This is a genomic window from Mycobacterium sp. SMC-17 (genome assembly GCF_045310915.1).
Lineage (GTDB): Bacteria > Actinomycetota > Actinomycetes > Mycobacteriales > Mycobacteriaceae > Mycobacterium.
In genome coordinates, this window is sequence record NZ_JBJIAK010000026.1 from 1 (window position 1) to 19,523 (window position 19,523).

17 protein-coding genes and 4 pseudogenes are annotated in these 19,523 nt (G+C 66.6%); 14 read left to right on the top strand and 7 right to left on the bottom strand.

From position 1 onward, the window contains the following. Positions 1-80: 80 nt before the first annotated feature. The 3 genes and pseudogenes from ACJH7A_RS17460 to ACJH7A_RS17470 form a co-directional block, all read left to right on the top strand. Positions 81-308 (top strand): annotated as a pseudogene (locus tag ACJH7A_RS17460) (transposase); the annotation flags it as partial. 626 nt (positions 309-934) lie between these two features. Then, the gene (ltrA, locus tag ACJH7A_RS17465) at positions 935-2,389 is read left to right on the top strand and encodes a group II intron reverse transcriptase/maturase (protein WP_406802441.1); all 1,455 of its coding nucleotides are present in this window, start codon (positions 935-937) and stop codon (positions 2,387-2,389) included. 113 nt (positions 2,390-2,502) lie between these two features. Then, positions 2,503-3,486 (top strand): annotated as a pseudogene (locus ACJH7A_RS17470) (IS3 family transposase); the annotation flags it as partial. A gap of 219 nt (positions 3,487-3,705) precedes the next feature. Here the strand turns inward: ACJH7A_RS17470 and ACJH7A_RS17475 are convergent. After that, positions 3,706-4,434, bottom strand: coding sequence for a hypothetical protein (locus ACJH7A_RS17475; RefSeq protein ID WP_406802423.1), 729 nt, complete (start codon positions 4,432-4,434; stop codon positions 3,706-3,708). Positions 4,435-4,468: 34 nt separating this feature from the next. Further along, on the bottom strand, positions 4,469-5,419 hold the full coding sequence (locus ACJH7A_RS17480) for a GIY-YIG nuclease family protein (RefSeq protein WP_406802425.1): 951 nt from the start codon (positions 5,417-5,419) through the stop codon (positions 4,469-4,471). Between the two features lie 85 nt (positions 5,420-5,504). On the opposite strand from ACJH7A_RS17480, the gene ACJH7A_RS17485 reads away from it, so the two are divergent. From ACJH7A_RS17485 to ACJH7A_RS17500, 4 genes and pseudogenes are all read left to right on the top strand, one after another. Next, positions 5,505-6,071: a hypothetical protein gene (locus ACJH7A_RS17485; RefSeq protein WP_406802426.1), complete on the top strand. Its 567-nt coding sequence runs from the start codon at positions 5,505-5,507 to the stop codon at positions 6,069-6,071. Further along, complete coding sequence (locus ACJH7A_RS17490) at positions 6,068-7,186, top strand: DUF4062 domain-containing protein (RefSeq protein WP_406802427.1); 1,119 nt, start codon at positions 6,068-6,070, stop codon at positions 7,184-7,186. Before ACJH7A_RS17485 ends, ACJH7A_RS17490 begins: the two co-directional genes overlap by 4 nt. A 79-nt stretch (positions 7,187-7,265) precedes the next feature. Further along, the gene (locus tag ACJH7A_RS17495) at positions 7,266-8,216 is read left to right on the top strand and encodes a hypothetical protein (protein WP_406802428.1); all 951 of its coding nucleotides are present in this window, start codon (positions 7,266-7,268) and stop codon (positions 8,214-8,216) included. 328 nt (positions 8,217-8,544) lie between these two features. Beyond that, positions 8,545-8,634: pseudogene (locus tag ACJH7A_RS17500) on the top strand (hypothetical protein); the annotation flags it as partial. Between the two features lie 10 nt (positions 8,635-8,644). Here the strand turns inward: ACJH7A_RS17500 and ACJH7A_RS17505 are convergent. Further along, positions 8,645-8,791 carry a hypothetical protein gene (locus ACJH7A_RS17505; RefSeq protein ID WP_212807405.1) on the bottom strand — a complete coding sequence of 49 codons (147 nt, stop codon included), beginning with the start codon at positions 8,789-8,791 and terminating at the stop codon, positions 8,645-8,647. A 216-nt stretch (positions 8,792-9,007) separates the two neighbouring features. Here ACJH7A_RS17505 and ACJH7A_RS17510 point away from each other — a divergent pair, with 216 nt between their 5' ends. Further along, entirely contained in the window at positions 9,008-9,697 is a 690-nt protein-coding gene (locus tag ACJH7A_RS17510) for a GAP family protein (protein WP_346415866.1), read from the top strand. Positions 9,698-9,856: 159 nt separating this feature from the next. On the opposite strand, the gene ACJH7A_RS17515 is transcribed toward ACJH7A_RS17510, so the two are convergent. Next, complete coding sequence (locus ACJH7A_RS17515; protein ID WP_020101067.1) at positions 9,857-10,060, bottom strand: cold-shock protein; 204 nt, start codon at positions 10,058-10,060, stop codon at positions 9,857-9,859. A gap of 239 nt (positions 10,061-10,299) precedes the next feature. Here ACJH7A_RS17515 and ACJH7A_RS17520 point away from each other — a divergent pair. The 5 genes and pseudogenes from ACJH7A_RS17520 (at position 10,300) to ACJH7A_RS17540 (ending at position 16,182) form a co-directional block, all read left to right on the top strand. Then, positions 10,300-11,773 (top strand): annotated as a pseudogene (locus ACJH7A_RS17520) (ABC transporter substrate-binding protein). After that, complete coding sequence (locus tag ACJH7A_RS17525; RefSeq protein ID WP_212807402.1) at positions 11,770-12,720, top strand: ABC transporter permease; 951 nt, start codon at positions 11,770-11,772, stop codon at positions 12,718-12,720. Before ACJH7A_RS17520 ends, ACJH7A_RS17525 begins: the two are co-directional and overlap by 4 nt. Then, positions 12,717-13,556 carry an ABC transporter permease gene (locus ACJH7A_RS17530; protein WP_406802429.1) on the top strand — a complete coding sequence of 280 codons (840 nt, stop codon included), beginning with the start codon at positions 12,717-12,719 and terminating at the stop codon, positions 13,554-13,556. Before ACJH7A_RS17525 ends, ACJH7A_RS17530 begins: the two co-directional genes overlap by 4 nt. Further along, on the top strand, positions 13,553-15,139 hold the full coding sequence (locus ACJH7A_RS17535) for a dipeptide ABC transporter ATP-binding protein (protein WP_406802430.1): 1,587 nt from the start codon (positions 13,553-13,555) through the stop codon (positions 15,137-15,139). Before ACJH7A_RS17530 ends, ACJH7A_RS17535 begins: the two co-directional genes overlap by 4 nt. Beyond that, positions 15,139-16,182, top strand: a complete 1,044-nt coding sequence (locus tag ACJH7A_RS17540) for a zinc-binding dehydrogenase (RefSeq protein ID WP_406802431.1) — start codon at positions 15,139-15,141, stop codon at positions 16,180-16,182. The genes ACJH7A_RS17535 and ACJH7A_RS17540 overlap by 1 nt, the downstream gene beginning before the upstream one ends. 3 nt (positions 16,183-16,185) lie before the next feature. Here ACJH7A_RS17540 and ACJH7A_RS17545 read toward each other — a convergent pair whose 3' ends face one another. Continuing rightward, positions 16,186-16,617 carry a DUF3887 domain-containing protein gene (locus tag ACJH7A_RS17545; protein ID WP_406802432.1) on the bottom strand — a complete coding sequence of 144 codons (432 nt, stop codon included), beginning with the start codon at positions 16,615-16,617 and terminating at the stop codon, positions 16,186-16,188. A gap of 104 nt (positions 16,618-16,721) precedes the next feature. Here ACJH7A_RS17545 and ACJH7A_RS17550 point away from each other — a divergent pair, with 104 nt between their 5' ends. Beyond that, positions 16,722-17,942, top strand: coding sequence for an oxygenase MpaB family protein (locus ACJH7A_RS17550; RefSeq protein WP_406802433.1), 1,221 nt, complete (start codon positions 16,722-16,724; stop codon positions 17,940-17,942). Between the two features lie 17 nt (positions 17,943-17,959). Here ACJH7A_RS17550 and ACJH7A_RS17555 read toward each other — a convergent pair whose 3' ends face one another. Continuing rightward, a complete protein-coding gene (locus tag ACJH7A_RS17555; protein ID WP_406802434.1) occupies positions 17,960-18,223 on the bottom strand; it encodes a hypothetical protein in 264 nt (87 codons plus the stop codon). Between the two features lie 245 nt (positions 18,224-18,468). Next, on the bottom strand, positions 18,469-19,482 hold the full coding sequence (locus ACJH7A_RS17560) for a S1C family serine protease (protein WP_212807395.1): 1,014 nt from the start codon (positions 19,480-19,482) through the stop codon (positions 18,469-18,471). Positions 19,483-19,523: the final 41 nt, after the last annotated feature.

A 19,523-nucleotide genomic window follows, 5' to 3' on the forward strand; every position in this document is an offset into this window, starting at 1 on the left:
TCTCCGGGTCGTACTTGCTCGGCATGACATGCACCTTCCCAAGGAAGGAGGTGCGCATCAAACGCGGGATGGTTCACACCGCGGTCGCGGGCATGTTGGGGATCGGCACCCCAGAGACGCTGCGGACCTGGATCCGTCGCTCGGAGGTCGACACCGGCCAGCGTCCGGGGGTGACCTCGCAGATGGCCGAGGAGAACAAGACGCTGCGTAAGGAGATCGCCGAGCTGCGTCGGGCCAACGAGATCTTGAAAGCAGCGGCGATTTTCTTCGGGGCCGAGCTGTGCGCCACGAGGCGCTGGGTATATCGAGAGGCGGTGAGAGACCGTCTCCTTCGGGTCGTCGCAGCGGCCTGAGGAAGCATCGGGGCAGCCGATCGCCGGGAACGACGGTGATCGGTGGCAAGCGGTCCCGAGAAGGCAAGCCGTGCCGGCACTGCCAGACGGTGCGGGCTTGTCGAGCAAGGTCAGAAGGTGCAGCGTAAGCGAACCAGTGTCAGACGCTCCGTAACCGCGAAGCCGGCTCCAATCTGGTGGATATGGGCCGGTGTGCAGTGCACGAACCCGAGCGGGTGGGGTTTGACTCCGAAGCCGTTTAGTTCCAGCGGTGGGGAGGCCACGGTGAAGGCCTGCGGCGTAGCCGTGGCGATGCTGCCGGAGTAGAGCTGGGCGCCTCCCTGACCAATCGATGACCTGGTGAACGTGGGAACCACCCTGCGGGACCGCTCATTTCGTTTCCGGCAGCCAGTCGGGGCGGGTGTGACGACTCGGGTTCGGAGTCAAGGAACCGCATTTCAGGGTGGGGCGGAGGCCTCGTAGTAGTCGCGGGCGGTGACGTGCCCGTCGTGGAGACCGAGAAAGGCGGTCACAGGGCGAAGGGGGCCAGCAAGACATGCAGTGCGGAAACTGGAAGGTCAGGAGAGGAAGTTATGTCGCCGGTGAATACCGACGAGCTGGAGTTGGCGCTGATGCTGGCGCGGCAACGGGTACTGAAGATCCAGACCAAGCTGCACCGTTGGGCACGCGATGATCTTGATCGCCGGTTCGACGATCTGTTCAACCTCGTCGCCGATCCCGCGTTCGTGTTGGTGGCGTGGGATCGGGTCAGCGGGAATAAGGGTGCCGCCACGGCCGGGGTGGATCGGCGCACCGCGTCGTCCATCACTGCCGGGCAGGGCATCGAGGCGTTCCTCGATGAACTGCGGTCGCAGTTGAAGGACCGCAGTTTCCGCCCGTTGCCGGTGCGCGAGCGGATGATCCCCAAGACCGGTGGTGCGTTGCGCCGCTTGGGGATTCCCACCGTGGCCGATCGGGTGGTCCAGGCATCGTTGAAGTTGGTGTTGGAGCCGATCTTTGAGGCGGATTTCCTGCCGTGTTCCTACGGTTTCCGTCCGAAGCGCCGCGCTCATGATGCGGTGGCCGAAGTGCGTTATCTCGCAACACGTCCCCGGTGTTATGACTGGGTTGTTGAGGGAGACATCAAGGCCTGTTTCGATGAGATCGACCACACCGCTCTGATGGGGCGGGTGCGTCGACGCGTCGGTGACAACCGTGTCTTGGGGTTGGTGAAGGCGTTCCTCAAGGCGGGCATCCTCACCGAGGACGGCCTGCTGGCGGACAGCACCGCCGGAACTCCGCAGGGTGGGATTCTTTCGCCGCTGTTGGCCAATGTGGCGTTGTCGGTGCTCGACGAACACATCGCCGGGTTGCCGGGTGGTCCGGCCACCGGCTCGGTTGAGCGCGCTCGACGACTTCGTCACGGGCAGCCGAACTTTCGGCTGGTCCGCTATGCCGACGACTGGTGTCTGATGGTGCGGGGCACCAGAGCCCACGCCGAAGCACTACAGGAGGACATCGCCGCCGTGTTGGCGACGATGGGGTTGCGTCTGGCACCGGACAAGACCCTGATCACCCACATCGACGAGGGGCTGGACTTCCTCGGGTGGCACATCCAGCGTCGCCGCAAACGAGGCACCAGCTGCAGCTACGTCTACGTTCATCCGTCCACGAAGGCCGTGTTGGCGGTCAAACGGAAGATCAAGACGCTGCGCCGAACAGTTGAACTCAACCAGCCGCTCGATGACCTGCTGCGCCGCATCAACGCGACGCTGCAGGGATGGGCGGGCTATTTCCGGGCCGGGGTGTCCTCGGCGACCTTCTCCTACCTCAGTCACTACACGTGGCAGACGGTGTGGCGCTGGCTCCGACGAAAACACCGCAAGTCGACCTGGAAAGACCTGCGCCGCCAATATTGCGGCGGCGGCTGGTGGCCAGCCACCGAGGACCGTGTGCTGATCGATCTGGAGAAGATCGGCACGACCCGCTACCGCTACCGCGGTGCGGTCATTCCCTCGCCCTGGCCGACCGACGAGGAGGACACCACAGCAGCCTGACCGGGTCTTGTGGAGAGCCCGGTGCATTGAAAGGTGCACGCCGGGTTCGGGAAGCGGCCCGGGAAAACGGAACAGCCCCAACGGTTGTCACCGCGTCCCGGGCCGACTTTCACCGACCGGCCCGGGAGACGGTGATCCGGTTCATCGCCGAACACAAGTACCACCAGGTGGCCGGCCCCGACGGTGGGGCCGGGCTGCGCTGGGGTGTCGAGCCCATGTGCGCTGTGCTGTGTGAGCACGGTGTGCCGATCAGTCCGTCGACCTACTACGAGTGGATCGCCAAGACCCCAACGCGTCGCCAGATCCGGGATGCCGAGTTGGTCGAGATCATCACTGCGGCCAGGGAAGACAAGAAGAAAGGTCGGTTCGTCCAGACACTAGGGTCGCGCAAGTTGTGGATCTGGCTACGCGGCCAGGGCCACGACGTCGCACGCTGCACCGTGGAGCGGATCATGCGCGAACAGGGCTGGGAGGGCGCTCGGTATGGGTCCAAGCACAAGACCACCACCGCCGATGAAAGTCATGTGCGTTACCCCGATCTGGTCGACCGGTGTTTCTACGCGGCGGCACCAAATCGGTTGTGGGTAGCCGACTTTACCTATGTTCCAACCTGGATGGGGTTCGTCTACGTGGCGTTCGTCATCGATGCGTACAGTCGCCGGATCATCGGCTGGCGGGCCGCCAGATCGATGACCACCGACCTGGTCCTCGACGCCGTCGAGCATGCCTTCTTCACTCGCGCCCGGGACGGCAGCACCAGCCTGCATGGGCTGATCGCCCACAGCGACGCGGGCAGTCAATACACGTCTGTGGCGTTCACCCAGCGGCTCATCGACGAGGGCGTGGATCCCTCGGTCGGCTCGGTCGGCGACGCGCTGGACAACGCGCTGGCCGAGACCACCGTCGGGTCGTTCAAGAACGAACTCATCCGCCGGCAAGGCCCGTGGCGTGACGTCAACCAGGTCGAGCTCGCGACCGCCGAATGGGTCGTGTGGTTCAACACTGAACGCCCGCACGAGTACCTCGACGACTTCACCCCCGAAGCCGCCGAGAAGCTCTACTACGATCACAGACGCACCCAGCCGAAGGCAGGGTGATTCAACGAGAACAGTCTCCGGACTCACCGGGACGGGTCACTGACCCACTTAAAGGTGAAGCAGAGCCAGCGTGTCGTCCCGAACCAGGTCAATCCACTGACTACTAAGGACATCCGTAGCCAGAGAAAACTGAGTAGCCAACGCTATCCGTGCAGCTTAGTAGTGGCGCAGAACGGCGAATCCTGCAAGACCCTGAGAGTTGGACTGAGTACGCAGCCTTCAGCTGTCTTGCCCGGCTTGGCGTCGCCAAACGTCAAGGATGTCAGAGCGCAACGGGTAGCCGCCCTTGAGTAGTGGCCGCTTCCCAGCCTCGAATTTAGCGGCGAGTTCACGCAGCCGTTCGGCGCCACGCGCGGCCCACTCGTTGCCGATCGCCCAGGAGTAGATCGGGTCCGGCGAAAGGCGATAGCCGCCGTCCTTGAGCGTTCGCAGGACGGCCACTGCGTCGCGATGGTCCAGTGACCCAGCGAGGTTGTTTCCCATGTTCACCATGGCGGTGAGCGTCTTCAGACCTTCGACAACAACCGGATCGAGCGCGGCACTTTCGTTGACGGCCGCCGGGCCGAGAAGTTCCGGCGATTCTGCAGCAGCCCATGCATCCACTTCGCCTTTCACCCAAGGGACGACGCACAGCGCCGCCGTCCGAGGATCGTCCGCGATCTCGCCGAGCTTTTCCCGTGTCGGCCAGGCGGCCAGCACAGGGCCACCGTGCCAGTCACGCGGCCGGCCGCGCCATGTGGCCACCGTTACCCCGGTGCGCTTCACGAACGTGGATAGCAACGTGTTGCCGTCTACGTTGGCTCGGCCGGGCGCGATGATCAGCGGCGCCCCTCCGACCTCGGCAACCTTCTCCATGAACCAGCGCAACCCATCGCGCAGGCCCTGATCGCCGTGATCGGGGCCTGCGGTCAGCGCCTTCGGGTAATTGCGTTCTGCCCGGCCAAACATAGGCTCATCATGCTCGCACCGGCCGACACATTTTTCAGTTTCTGTTGAGGCCGAACTCGCGCGTCATCAACGCACGCTTGTAATGAGATTCGGCAGCGTCCACCTCTGTCGACGACGTGCTGGGGCCGAACACTCGCAGGATGCTGAACACGAAGTGCCGCGCATGGTCGGTTCTGACCTTTGCGGAGTCGCCGCCGATGCTGCCGAAAGCGAGGTCGCGCAGGGCGACGTTTCCGCCGTGCCCGTCACGCGCGTAGGACATCCACCGACCCAGAATTCGTTCGGCGCCGTCGGCCTTGCCGACGTACTGCCTACCGTTGGAAGAGTCAGTGATGAGATAAATCCCTTGGACTTCGGAGAGCGCGACGCGCCAGTCGGCGTAGCGATGATCGATGATCATCTCGCCGAGTTCGTGGTGGGTCAGCAGTACGCGGTCGAAGCCAGGGAAGGGCACTTTGTCCCTGTCGGCGATCTCCAGCACGGGCAGGTGGGCCGCGTTTGTTGCCCGGCGATGCCAGACGCGTGGGTTGCCCCACTCCACCACGAGTCGATCGGCCAGGGGTGCCAGAAAGGTGCTGCGTCGCAGATCCCAGTACCGGTAGGTGGTCGTTCGCTCGGCGACAATCTCGCCACGATTCTCAAACGTCCCGAACAGGCGTGAGCGTCGTTGGCCGTCGGCGATGAGGACGACCCAGTAGCGAGCAGGTTCTGCGGGAAACCGACGCGCCGAGATGCCTTGAGCACGGGTGTACTCGCGGACGCGTTCCTCGGTGAGGTCTTCAGGGCCTCGAAGTCCGTTCGCGTCGCCCGTCTTAAAGCTGTGTCGGATTAGGTGGATGTCATCCAAGCCGATCGGTGGGGTTTGTTCCGCGCCGATCCCGGCGAGGACGTGCCCGAGAGTGAGAAAGGCGCCGGGTGGGCGTTCGGACGCGGTGGCACGGTCGTCGGCGTCTCCAGCGCCCCGTTGGTAGCGAAGGTCGGACATCGGCTCACTGTATGGCCCTCTGTCGCGCGGGGGCGGAACTGTCGGTACCCGGCGGTAGCGTTGGAGATCCGAGCAGAGGGAGATCATGGAACTCACCGAGGCCCAGTGGCAGACGGCCATACGTCACGCCACTGCTGCCAACTTCCCAGCTCCCGGCTCCAGAATTGCGCCTAACGTCGTCATGCTGACGCTTGCCGCCCTCGTCGGTGACGTCCAGCAGATCATGGCGTCCCATGCCCAGTACTCGGAGGCTCCGGCGACCTGGCGAACCTGGGCGTTCACGCGGTCCGGGCTGGCACAAGTCGAAGCGACGTTCGACGCCGAGCGCTACGACGCAATCGAAGACCGGCAGCGCCGACAACCCCGGTCCGTCTCAAAGCCGCCCGCCGATCCGAAGACGCTGACTGCTCGCATGCTGCCGCTGCGCACCGCGTCGTCTTTCGCCGTGGTGCGGGTGTACCACCATTCCGGAGTCGGACCGATCGGAGACTTCTACGAAGACTTCACGCCACTGGAAATCGAGATCGGCTTCGGTCGGTCCTCGGTGAGCGTCGGCATCGACACCATGTTCGACGACCAGGCCAAACGAGAGCGCTGGGAGGAGTTTGTCTCCGCCGCGCGGCAGGCGGTCATGAAGGGAGGATCTGAATGAGGGTGTTCATCAGCAGCGTCCGGCGTGGGCTTGAAGAGGAGCGCGACGCCCTCCCGGGGCTGATCACCGCGATCGGTCATACGCCGGTCCGGTTTGAGGACTTCACTGCGCAGACAGTGCCGAGCCGGGAAGCGTGCCTGGCGGGAGTCCAAAGCTCCGACGTCTACGTGCTGCTCGTCGGGCCTCATTACGGCCATGTCTTCGAAGACACCGGACAGTCCGCCACCCACGATGAATGGATGGCTGCCACGGCGGCAGGAATGCCGCGCGTGGTCTACCGCAAGGCGGACGTCGAACTGGATGCCGACCAGGCTGCATTCGTCGCGGAGATCGAAGACTACGGGGCAGGCATGTTTCGCGACACGTTCAGCTCCACCGCGGAGTTGCAGACCAAGGTGGCGGGCAAGATCCGGGAACTTGCCGAGACCAGCGGGACGCTGAGCTTCGCAGCAATGACCGAGGCGCCGGTTATCCAGTGGCGCAACCAATTTGCGCTGGGAGGTCAGGGACAACAACTCTCTCGGGCCACGCTCGAAGTCCATGTGCTTCCGTCGCCTGCCGCTCCGCTATCGGCGCGGGCACTCGCTGAAGTGGGGGATGCGTTGGCTGGCCGCATGCGCCGTAGCGGTTTGGTTGATGAGCGCGCCGGCTTGGATACGCGCACTGCGCAGGATGCGATCTATCTGGTGCTCGGGGACGACCCTCCTACAGGGTGGAATTCCGCCGCTGAGGGACGAACGCTGGGACTGCGCATCAGCAATAGCGGCCAAGTGTCGGCGTGGGCGTCGTTACCCCGCGACGGGCTTGGCGCGATTCTCGATCCCACACAACTACCCCTTCAGATCGCGAGCATGCTGCGGTTAATCGGCCATACGCGAGCGATCTCTTCACCGCACGTCGCGATCGCCGTGGGTGTCGCACCGGTAAGCACCTTGTCGATCGGCAAAGTGTCCGATATGCCGCGGATCTCGGCACAACTTCTCAAGCTGTCGGACCAGCCGCTACAAGTCGAGCCCGACGAACTGGTGACGGTGACCGTGCTCGACGTCGGTGCTCCTGAGGTCGGTGGGATCCTGAGCCGCCGCTTGATCGAGGCATTCCACCGGCACCGATGATCCGCCACGGCGACGCACGTCCAGCATCGCGCGCGAATCCGCCCTGTCGTCATGCGGCCACCGGTAGCTTGTCTCGTTGGTGACTGACAGCGACGCGCAGACAAGCTGGACAACTCCGTTCGGGGAGGAGATGGACGCGCGTAACGCCCACCTCGATGCGCTGCCCGGCAGGGCCTACCGCGACTGGTTTGAGTCCCTCAACCGCGCGTCGATGGTCCTCAGCGGGAACAGTGCTCAGATTGAAAACCACCTCGGGCAATTCGTCCACACGCCGATGTTCGTCAGCGAACTTCCCGACGACTTCGCCGCCGAGGCCGCCCGGCTCCTGCACAACTACCTGGCCGCAATCGCGACGCTGCGTGACGTGCAGCGGGTCATCCACCGCAAGATCTGGCCAGACCGGCGCGATCCCGGCGACAAGCAGACCATCTGGGAGACCACCGTCTGGGCGCCAAAGATCCAGGAGCTGTTCGACGACCCGCCGGTTGTGTTCCTGATCGATCTGCGCAACTACTCCATGCACTACGCCATCCCGCAAATGTCGATGTCCACCAGCTGGGGTTCCATCACGGGGCAGCCCGGCGGACCCTCAGCGATGCGCAACACCGTCGCGGTCGACCCCGATGTCTTGCTGAACTGGGACGGGTGGAGATCGAAGGGTCGCCAGTTCGTCGAGTCGCACCAGGGCGGAAGTATCGACATCGTTGAGGTGATCGCGCTGTATTCCACGCGGGTGCGCGAGTTCTTCGGTTGGTTCTGGCAGCAGATCGAAGACTCGAACCGGATTGAGATTCTCGAATACCGTTACAAAGCAATGGAATGGGGCCATTACCTAGACGTCGAGAGCATGGTGACGCAGTTCGGCCCCGATGGCCGCAGCGTGGTACGACCCCGGCTGGCTGAGGCCCGACTGCGCCGGGCGGCATTCGGTACACGCGGCTGGAGGCTTTTCACCCTCAATTCAGAAGGCGAATGGATTGCTGGAGCGCGTGATCCGGGATGGCCACCCTTGGCTGAGGGACCGCGGTAGTTCTCGGCGACTCTTACGGGTCTGCAATGCGGTCGCCTACAGATCCGGGGGCAGTCCCGACGCTGCTGCTCGTCCCTCCCACACGCAGAACTGGAAGAAAGCGCTGGTAGATCAGATCATCATCGACGGCTAGTTCCATGGAGAATGCGCAACTAGTTCCTAATGCGGTTAAGCCAAGCGCAAGGGCCGTTGGAGTACGCCTGCATGTCTTCACGTGCGAGCATTTGATCTAAGCACCCCTGCGTCGTCAGCAAACACGGCTGTTCTCGTGGGTCTCATCGGACACCGATTAATGATCCAGGGGGGAGGCACGCAACCGCACAGCCCTGAACTACCCGGAGAACCGAACTATCCCAAGATGCCGGGTGAGCCGAAGCGGGTGCAGCCGAGCAAGGACCGGGACCTCAAGGGGTCCTAGGGCGCGGTGGTCACGGGGAACACGTGTGGGCCGCCCCTTGCGGGCTCGGCAGCGCCTGGAGATCGTCGGTGCCGCAGCCGAGCGCCGTCCCCGAGATCAGCAGCGCCAGCAGGGCGAGGTACCGCACCGGCTTTCCGCGCCACAAACCGGTATTCACCTGGTGTCCCGATGAGTCGCTGACGCCAACTGAAATATTTTGCTGTCGTCGCACGATGCCACCTCCTCAGTGTGAATATCGCCTAGTAACTGGCAACCTACCGGTGCGTGCCGTTTAGTTGCCAGAAATCGCCGAACAAGTTCGCTGAAATCGAACGTCGACGCATATTGACGATCGTGGCGGCCCCGGGCGATTCCACTGGGTAGATTGCTGCCCATGACTGGAAGCTGGGGCACCGTGTTGACCGGGCTGGTTCCGCTCGGACTGGTGGTGGCACTGTCGCCCATCACCGTCATCCCGGCGGTGTTGGTCCTGCAGGCGCCGCGTCCCCGGCCGACAGGGCTGGCGTTCCTCGCCGGCTGGGCCGTCGGCCTGGCGGTGGTGACGGCCGTGTGCGTGCAGGCCTCGCATCTGCTCAGCGGCGCGCACCATGGCCACAAGTCGCCGCCCGAGTGGGCTTCGTGGCTGCGGGTGGTGCTGGGTGCCGCGCTCATCATCTTCGGCATCTATCGCTGGTTCACCCGGCACAACAGCACGGATTCACCGGGCTGGATGAAGAAGATCGCGACCGTCACGCCGGCCCGCGCGGCGGCGATGGGTGTGGCGCTGGTCGTGGTGCGCCCCGACGTCGTATTGATCTGTGTGCCAGCCGGATTGGCGATCGGCACCGCCGGGCTCGGCATCGAGGGTGACTGGCTGGCCGCGGCCTTCTTCGTGATCGTCGCCGCGTCGACGGTGGCGATCCCGACACTGGCCTACGCCATCGCCGGTGCCCGACTCGATGACACGATGCGGCGGCTCAAAGACTGGATGGAGAAGAACAACGCCGCGCTGATGGCGGCGATCATGGTCGTCATCGGGGCCATGGTGCTCCACAACGGCGCGCGTGCGCTCGGGTGGCTCTAGGAAGCGCGCGGGTCGACCGGCAATGGGCCGAAGAAACCCGTGCGTGCTGTCGAGCGGATGCTCAGGTCAGGACGCGGAGCATCCGTCGACAGTGTCAAGAAAGAGTTGTGGGCTGGTGCGAAATGCTCCACACCAGCCCACTGAGCTTTACGGGCTTAGTTAGACCGCGGTGACTCCGGTTGCGGCCGGGCCCTTGCTGCCCTGACCGACCTCGAACTCGACCCGCTGGCCCTCGTCGAGGGTACGGAAACCGTTGCTACGGATCTCCGAGTAGTGGACGAACAGATCCTTGGAGCCGTCGTCGGGAGTGATGAAGCCGAAGCCCTTCTCACTGTTGAACCATTTCACAGTTCCCTGTGGCATATACCAACTTCTCTCATGTAGAGCAGGACGTTAGGAAGAAAACGTCCGCGGGCATCGTAGCTCAGTTCGATATCCCTCCGCACCCTGAACTGCACATATCGCTGTTCCAGGTGTGAACCGGTGCGCCGCCGGGTATAGGGGCCGCAGGAGTGCGCCGGCCTCCGCTTCATGCCGGCCCCGGTACGGAAGTGACGGACATGCGACTGGTTGCAGCCGTGCTCGTCGTCGTTTCCGTCGTCATGGCGGGGGCCTGCGCGCCCGCACAACGCGTTGACCTGGGCCAGGACGCGGGATACCTGATCGCGGCGATCTCCGGCGAGCCCGACCAACTCGACCCGCAGAAGACCAGCGCGTACTTCTCGTTCGAGGTCCTCGAGAACGTCTTCGACACCCTCGTGGAGCCGGACGCCAACCTGACCATGCGGCCCGCCCTCGCGCAGTCGTGGGACGTCTCGCCTGATCAACGCGCCTGGACGTTCCACCTGCGGCCCGGGGTGACGTTCCACGACGGCAGCCCGCTCACCGCCGCAGACGTCGTCTTCTCCTACCGCCGGATCATCGACGGCAAGCTCGCCAACGCCGACAAGCTCAGTGCCGTCACCGACGTCACCGCGGCCGACGACCACACGGTCCGGATCACGGTGTCGCACCCGACCCCCAATCTGCTGACCAACCTCGGCGGGTTCAAGGGTGTGGCGATCGTGCAGCGCCGCAACGTCGAGGACGGGCAGATCGCCGGCCACCCGATCGGCACCGGGCCGTTCGCCTTCGTCAGCCAGCGCGGCGGTGATGCAATCACGCTGCGCGCAAATCCGCACTACTGGGCCGGCGCCACGGATTCCGGGCGTGACGTTCCGCTTCATCAGCGAGCCCTCGACGGCGCTGTCGGCGCTGCAGGCCGGTGAGATCGACTGGACCGACGCGGTGCCACCGCAGCGGGTCGCCCAGTTGCGCGGCGATGATTCGATCCACCTCGCGGTGACGCCGAGCAACGATTACTGGTACCTGGCCCTCAACGAAGCCCGGCCGGCGTGGCAGGACGTCCGGGTGCGGCAGGCCATCGCCTACGCGATCGACCGGGCGTCGATCGTGCAGGCCACCAGTTACGGTGCGGCGCAGGCCAATCAGCTCGCGATCCCGCAGGGCAATCCGTGGTACACGCCCTACGACAAGTACCGCTACGACATCGACCACGCCAAATCGCTGCTGCGGCACGCCGGCTCGGCGCCGTCCGCCATGGACCTGTTGGTCACCAGCGAGTACCCGCAGACGGTGACCGCCGCCCAGGTGATCGCCGACAACCTCGCGCCGCTGGGCATCCGGGTCACCATCCGCACCGTCGACTTCGGGACGTGGCTCGACGAGCAGCACAGCGGTCACTTCGACATGCTGATGATGGGCTGGCTCGGCAATATCGACCCCGACGATTTCTACTACGCGCAGCATCACACCGGGGGTGCGAGCAATGCCCAGAAATTCTCGGACCCGCGCGTCGACGCACTGCTGGACGCCGGTCGTACCCAGACCAATCAGCAAGTGCGGCAACAGGATTACGCGCGGGCGGCGACGCTCATCGCGGACCAGGTGAGCTACCTCTACCTGTACAACCCCGCGGTGGTCCAGGCCTGGTCACCGCGGCTCACCGGCTATGAGGCCAGGCGCGACAAGGCAATTCGGTTCCGGGACGCGGTACTCGGCGGTGACCGGCCATGACCATCCTGCGGTTCCTGGCCCGTCGGCTCGCCTACTCACTGGTGGTCCTGGTGGGCGTCCTCATCGTGGTGTTCGCCCTGGCTCATCTGGTTCCCGGTGACCCGGTGCGCATCGCCCTGGGGACGCGGTACACACCCGAGGCGTACGACGCCCTCCGTCACGCGAGCGGTCTGGATCGGCCACTGCCTGCCCAGTTCCTCAGCTACCTCGGCCATGCCGCGACGGGCAATCTCGGCGTCAGCTTCCGCAGCGGCGACCCGGTGGCCCAGGTGCTGGCCGAGCGGTTGCCCGCCACCGTCTCGCTGGCCGTGGTCGGCATCGTCCTGGCTCTGGCGATCGCGCTGCCCGCCGGCATCTACGCGGCGTCGCACGAGGGCCGGCTCAGCGACGTGATCGTCCGGGTCACAAGCCAATTCGGGGTGTCCGTGCCGGACTTCTGGCTGGGCATCCTGCTCATCTCGCTGTTTTCCACGACACTGGGCTGGCTGCCGACATCGGGCTACCGGCCGCTGTTCGACGATCCGACGGGCTGGTTGCGCCACGTGATCCTGCCGGGCCTGACCGTGGGTCTGGTGGCCGCGGCGATCATGACGCGTTACGTCCGCTCCGCGGTGCTGGAGGTGTCCGCCATGGGCTACGTCCGCACCGCGCGCTCGAAAGGCCTGCCGCCGCGGGTGGTCACGTTGCGGCACGTCGTGCGCAATGCCCTGGTTCCCATCCTCACCATCACCGGTATCCAGCTGGCGACGATCCTCGGCGGTGTCATCGTGGTCGAGGTGGTGTTCGCGTGGCCGGGCCTGGGCCGACTGGTCTACCTGTCGGTGGCCGCGCGCGACTATCCCGTGATCCAGGGCGCGGTGCTGCTCATCGCGGTCCTGTTCCTGGCCGTCAACCTGGTGGTGGATGTGCTGTATGCAGTTGTCGATCCGCGGATTCGGCTGTCATGAGGCTGCCCACGAATCCCGTCACGGTGGTCAGCGCCGCCGTCGTGGCCGCTGCCGTGGTCGTCGCCGTGGGTGCCGGCCGGCTCGCGCCGTACGGCATCAACGATGTCGACGTACCGCAGGCGCTGCGGCCGCCGAGCGGTGCGCACTGGTTCGGCACCGACGAACTGGGCCGCGATGTGTTGTCCCGCGTGCTGACCGGCCTGCAGGCGTCGATGACGGTGGCGGTGGTCAGCGTGGCGTGCGCGGCGGTGGTCGGCACAGCGCTGGGCGTCATGGCCGGGTACCGCGGCGGCTGGCTGGACACCGTGGTGATGCGGGTCGTCGACGTGTTGTTCGCGTTCCCGGTGCTGTTGTTGGCCATGGCGATCGTCGCGGTGCTGGGGCCCGGCTTGGGCACGACGATCGCCGCGATCGGCATCGTCTACGTGCCGATCTTCGCGCGGGTGGCACGGGCTAGCACCCTGGCGGTGCGGGAGGAGCCGTACGTGGCGGTGTCGCGCACCATGGGGACCGGGACGGCCTACATCCTGCGCCGGCACGTCCTGCCCAACATCACCGGTCCGCTCATCGTCCAGACCTCGCTGTCACTGGCGTTCGCCATCCTGTCCGAGGCCGCGCTGTCCTTCCTCGGCCTGGGCATCCAGCCGCCGCAGCCGTCACTGGGCCGGATGATCTTCGATTCGCAGGGCTTCGTCAGCCTGGCCTGGTGGATGGCGGTGTTCCCCGGCGCGGCGATCGTCGTCATCGTGCTGGCGTGCAACCTGCTCGGTGACGGGCTGCGTGACGTCCTGGATCCCAAGCAGCGCACCATGATCGAGGCGCGGCGGCGTTCATGAGCGTGCTGTCGGTCGACAATCTGGCCGTCCGGATCGGGCGTCGCGACATCGTGCGCGGCGTCTCACTGGCGGTCGAGCCCGAGCAGACGCTCGGCATCGTCGGCGAGTCCGGTTCGGGCAAGTCGACGACGGTGCTGGCCGCGACCGGGCTGCTCGACGCGCCCGGCGCGATCGTGACCGGCTCGAGTGCCCTTGCCGGACAACAGGAACTCGTCAGCGCCCCGGCGCGGACGTTGCGGCGCGTGCACGGCGGCCGGATCGGGTTCGTCTTCCAGGATCCCGGAACCTCGCTGAACCCGCTGCTGACCATCGAACGGCAGATCACCGAATCTCTTGAAACACACAAGCAGGTGACCCGCCGGCACGCCGCGGTGCGCGCCCTGGAACTGCTGGAGGCCGTGGGCCTGCCCGACCCGCAACGGCGGCTGCGCAGCTATCCGCATCAGCTCTCGGGCGGCCAGCGTCAGCGGGTGATGATCGCGATCGCCCTGGCCTGCGACCCCGAACTGCTGATCGCCGACGAGCCGACGACGGCCCTCGACGTCACGACACAGGCCCAGATCATCGAGCTGGTGCGGGAACTGCAGCGCGGGTTCGGTACCGCCGTGGTGTGGATCAGTCACGACCTCGGGGTGATCGGCGAGGTCGCCGACACCGTCACCGTGCTGCGCGGCGGCGAGGCCGTCGAGCAGGCACCGGTCGACGCGATCTTCGATGCGCCGCAGCAGGCCTATACCCGCGAATTGCTCGATGCCAGGCCGGTTTTGGGGCATCCTGCCCGCGAGGTCCCGGACACCGCGACACTGCTCGACGTCTCCGATCTGGATGTCAGGTTTCCCGTGAGCACGCCGACGGGCCGGACGGTGGTCCACGCGGTGAAGGACGTGTCGTTCCGCATCCGCCGGGGGACGACGCTCGGGCTGGTGGGGGAGTCGGGTTCGGGGAAGTCGACCGTGGCGGCCGCGCTGACCGGTCTGGTCGCGCCCGACGGCGGCCGCGCACTCCTCGACGGCACCGACGTGCTGACGGTCAAGCGCCGCGACCGCAAGGCGGTACGCCGCCGGATCGGTCTGGTCTTCCAGGATTCGTTCTCGTCGCTGAATCCCCGCATCCCGGTGGGTCTTTCGATCGCGGAGCCCGTGGCGGGCGCGGCCAAGGAGCGTCGCGCGCGGGTGCGTGAGTTGCTCGCCTCCGTCGAGCTGCCGGCGGACTATGCGGCACGGTATCCGCACGAACTGTCGGGCGGTGAGCGGCAGCGCGTCAACATCGCCCGGGCGCTGGCCGTGGCGCCCGAGCTGTTGATCCTCGACGAGGCCACCGCGTCACTCGACGTCTCGGTGCAGGCCAAGGTGCTGGACCTGCTGACGCGACTGCAGCAGGAAAGTGGTCTGACCTACCTGTTCATCGGCCACGACCTGGCCGTGATCGAGCGGATGAGCCACGACGTCCTGGTGCTGCGCGGCGGCGAAACGGTGGAATACCGCTCTGCCGCCGAGTTGTTCGCGCACCCGGAGCATGAGTACACGCGCGCGTTGCTCGCCGCTGTGCCTCCGGCGCGTCCGGGGCGTGCAACGATGACCTGATGCGCGCGGTGATCTTCGAGCAATTCGGTGGGCCGGTGGACGTCCGGTCGGTTGCCGACCCGACGCCGTCGCCCGGCGGTGTCGTGGTGCAAGTGCACGCGACCGGGTTGTGCCGCAGCGACTGGCACGCCTGGGCCGGGCACGACGACGGCGTCGCCCTCCCGCACGTGCCGGGGCATGAGCTGGTCGGAGAAGTGGTCGCCGTCGGCGCCGACGTCCGGCGCTGGCGGGTCGGTGACCGGGTCACCACACCGTTCGTGTGCGGGTGCGGCACCTGCGAATGGTGTGCCGGCGGCCAGGCGCAGGTGTGTCCCGACCAGACCCAGCCGGGTTTCACCCACTGGGGCTCGTTCGGTGAATACGTGGCGCTGCACGCGGCGGACACGAATCTCGTTGCGGTGTCGGAAGATATCGATGATGCCGCAGCGGCTGCGCTGGGCTGCCGGTTCGCCACCGCCTACCGCGCGCTGCGGGCCCGTGCCGACGTCAAGCCCGGCGAGTGGGTCACGGTGATCGGCGTCGGGGGCGTGGGCCTCAGCGCCGTCCAGGTGGCGGCCGCCGCCGGCGCCAACGTCATCGCCGTCGACCGCACCCCGGCGGCACTGGAACTCGCGCGCAGCCTCGGTGCCGCCGAGACCGTCCTCGCCAACGGCGCCGAGGTGGCGCCAGCGGTGCACGAGATCACCGGCGGCGGTAGCCATGTCGCGGTCGACGCGGTGGGCACCGCGGGGACGTGCGCCGATGCGATCCACAGCCTGCGCAGGCAGGGACGCCACGTGCAGGTGGGCCTGCTACCCAACGTCGATGGGCATCCGCAGGTGCCCATGGATCGCGTAATCGCTTGGGAATTGGATGTTTTGGGGTCGCATGGCATGGCCAGCGCGGACTACCCCGAGATGCTCGACCAGGTCGCGGCGGGCAAGCTGCGCCCGCAGGCGTTGGTCGAGCGGGTGGTGGGGCTCGCCGAAGGCGCGCGCCTGCTGCCGGAGTTCGGCGCCGCCAGCCCGGTGGGAGTCACGTTGATCGACCCCCGGCGGGCGTGACGGTCAGGGGACCGGCACACCTTCGCGCAGGAAGTACACGCCCGCGATGGTGCCGTCGGGATGGATCTTCACCCGGAACTGGCCGGGCATGCGGTCCATCTGCAGCGGGACGTTCACCACGGTGAGGTCGCCGCGCGCGGTGTCCTCGGGGCCGCCGTGCGACTGGTACGCCCCGAACGTGCGCTGGTAGCCGTCCCACACCTGCTGTAATGCCTTGGGGGACAACCGTTTCTGCAGCTCCGGATCGAACCGCGCGGTGACGGCGGCGTAGTTGCCCGCGGCGATGTCGTCGATGGCCGTCATGGCCACCAGGTCGGGTGCGTCGGCCGCCGCCGCGACCGGTGCCCCGCCGAGGGCGACGCCGATCCCGAGCGCCGCGATCGCGGCTGCCACTGTGTTCCGACGCTGATGCTTGGACTGTTCTCCCCGCCACATGAGGGCCAGCCTATGCGCTCGTGCCCCATTTGCCATTGACGAGACCCTCGGTACCGCCTAGTTTTGACTACATACGTTGTCAACGGTGACAAGGAGTGCGCGCGATGTCCCTGCCGATCCCGGCACGTCATCCCGACCGGCCGCAACCGGTACCTGCGGCGATCGGTTCGTTCGCCACGATGCTGGCCATCGGGAAGCCCGACGCCACGCAGTGGCAGCGGCTGGGCGAACGCCTCAATGTGGGCGACGAACCCATGGATGCCCTGGTCGCCTGGATGTCGGAGCAGGGGACGAAGCAGCTGCGGCCGCTGTTCGACCGCGCGCTCACCGACGGCATCGCCACCGTTCCGGAGGCGCCGGAGCCGCTGCGCCGGTTCTTCGAAGAGGTCGAGGCGACCCCGGACTGGGTCGACCCTGAAGCGCTGCGGATCGGACAGCGCACGTTGCGCCGGGGCGGTGCCGACGGCATGTACATCGCCCGGGACGTCGCGCTGCTGGGCGGCTACCAGTTCTCCGGTTTCAACCAGACCCTGCTGCGCACCGGCGCCCTGGAAAAGGGCTCCAACCAGCGGTTCGCCGAAACCATGCAGTGGGCGCTCGACGTGATCGACGCCGGCGGGCTGGAGAAGTTCGGTTCCGGATACCGGTCCACCATCCGCGTCCGCTTCGTACACGCCATGGTGCGACGGCATGTGCAGGCGATGCCGGACTGGCGCGCCGAGCAGTGGGGCCTGCCGGTCAATCAGACCGACATGGCTGCCACGCTGGTGGGCGCCCTGATCGCGCCGGTTCTCGGTGGCCTGGCCATGGGCATCGTGGCCACACCCGCCGAGTTGAGCGCCATCGCGCACCTCACGCGCTACGTCGGCTGGTTGATGGGCGTGCAGGACGAGTGGCTGCCACGGTCCTTCCGGGACAGCGTCCGCATCCTCTATCACACGTCCACCGCACTGGCGGTCTCCGACGAGACCACCAAACAGCTGTCGGTACCGATGGCGCGTGACCCGCTGAGCTGGCATTACCGCGGTGCGACGGGCCTTCGCCGGCGGCTGGCGTGGGCGCAGCACCTGTCGGTGACGACGGCCTTCCTGGGCCCGCGGGTGATGCGCACGCTGGGGCTGCCGTCCTACATGCCGCCGTGGTACCCGGTGCTCCGTATCCCCGTCAACGGCGTGCGCAGCATCGCGGCGCTGGTGCTGCCGGGCGGTTCGGACCGCGCGGCAGACCGCGGGCTACGCGAGCAGAAAGCCCTGCTGCGCACCATGATCGGCGGGGATGAGGCGACCATCGGGGCGTCTGCGTCCCACCTGCGCGGGGTGGCGTGAGTACGGCGGCCTGAGTACTACGGCAGTGGCGCGACGGGAGCGACGCAGGCCGGCTCCACGGGCGCCGGGTCGCGCCATGCGTGGCTGCCGGACATCAATGCGACGGTGAACGCCTCCAGGAGTCCGACCACGACGACGGGCCACATGGCTCCGGCCAGCACGCTCGTGAGGACCTGGTGGTCGGGTCGCTCGTCGTTGCTGAATCGGCGGCCGAGGAGATACGTCGCCAGGGTCACCACAGCCCATATCGCTGTGTACGCCTCCACGTAGAGGTGGACCACTGGGCTACTCCCTTTGACCGGGTAACCGCCGCGTGAACAGCTGTGACCGAAGGCTCATTTGCAGGTGAATGTGTCGCCAATCTAACTCGCGATGGTGTCCCCGCCAAGGGCTTCGTCAGTCGGCAAAACCGCATTTCGGCACGTCAGGGGGCCGTGGCAAATAGCCATCACGCGCGGTACCCGCTTAGTGCCGGTATCCAGCTACTTTGACGGACTAGTAGATTTTTTTGCCAGAAAGTTACGTGTCAGGACGTCAGCACGGCCTTGGCGGTGTGCTGCTGGCCCGCGCGGTCGATCCAGAACAGCTCGACGACGTCGCCGGGGTAGTGCCGGTCCAGCACGCTGGTGAGCGCACTCGCCGAGCTCACCGTGACGGCGTCGATGCTCACCAGCACGTCACCCGGGACCATCCCGGCGATTTGCGCGGGGCCGCCGCTGATCACGTCGCGGATGAGCACACCGGGCAGCTGCGAGTGCTCGTCGGTGCCGCCGACGCCGACGCCGAGCAGCGTGGGCTGCCCGATGTGGATGTTGTTCGACGCCGCGCCGGCCCGGATCTGCGCGGCCGTCGCCAGCGCCTCGTTGATCGGGATGGCGAAGCCCTCGCCACCCGGGCCCATGTGGAAGTTCAGCGTCGCCGCGACCGTCATCCCGACCACCCGGCCGTCGGCGGAGACCAGCGGGCCGCCCGAATCGCCGGCGCGGACCGGGGCCGCGAACTGGATCAGGCCCGTCACCTGCTCGGAACTGCCCGTCAACTCGTCCTTGGCGGTGATGGTGCGGTTCAGCCCGATGACGTGACCGGCCTCGTGGGTCAGTGAGTTGCCACTGCCGTCGGCGTTGCCCAGTGCGACGACCTCGTCGCCGACGGCCACCGCCGACGAGTCGCCCAGCGGGGCGACCGGCAGGTCGGCCGCGCCGCGCAGCTGCAGCACCGCGATGTCGCGGTGCCGGTCGTAGCCGACCAGGTCAGCGCGGTATGGCCGCCCACCGATGGTCGCGGTCACCTTGTCGGCGCCCTGTACGACGTGGAAGTTGGTCAGCAGCGCGCCGCCCGAGTCCAGGACGAAGCCGGTACCGGCACCGATGGCGTGCTGGTAGTTGATGACGGTGTCGACGCGCGCGGTCGCGGGTTCGACGGCGGCTGCGGCCGGGGACGGGTCGGCGTGGGTGACGGGTGCGAGGCTGATGGTGGCCACGGCAACGGCTGCCGCGGCGGCCGCGGTGCCGAGCCGACGGCAGAAGCGGAACCCGCCCATGTGCTGTCCTCCGGACTGCGAGGTGATGGCCCTGTGACTGG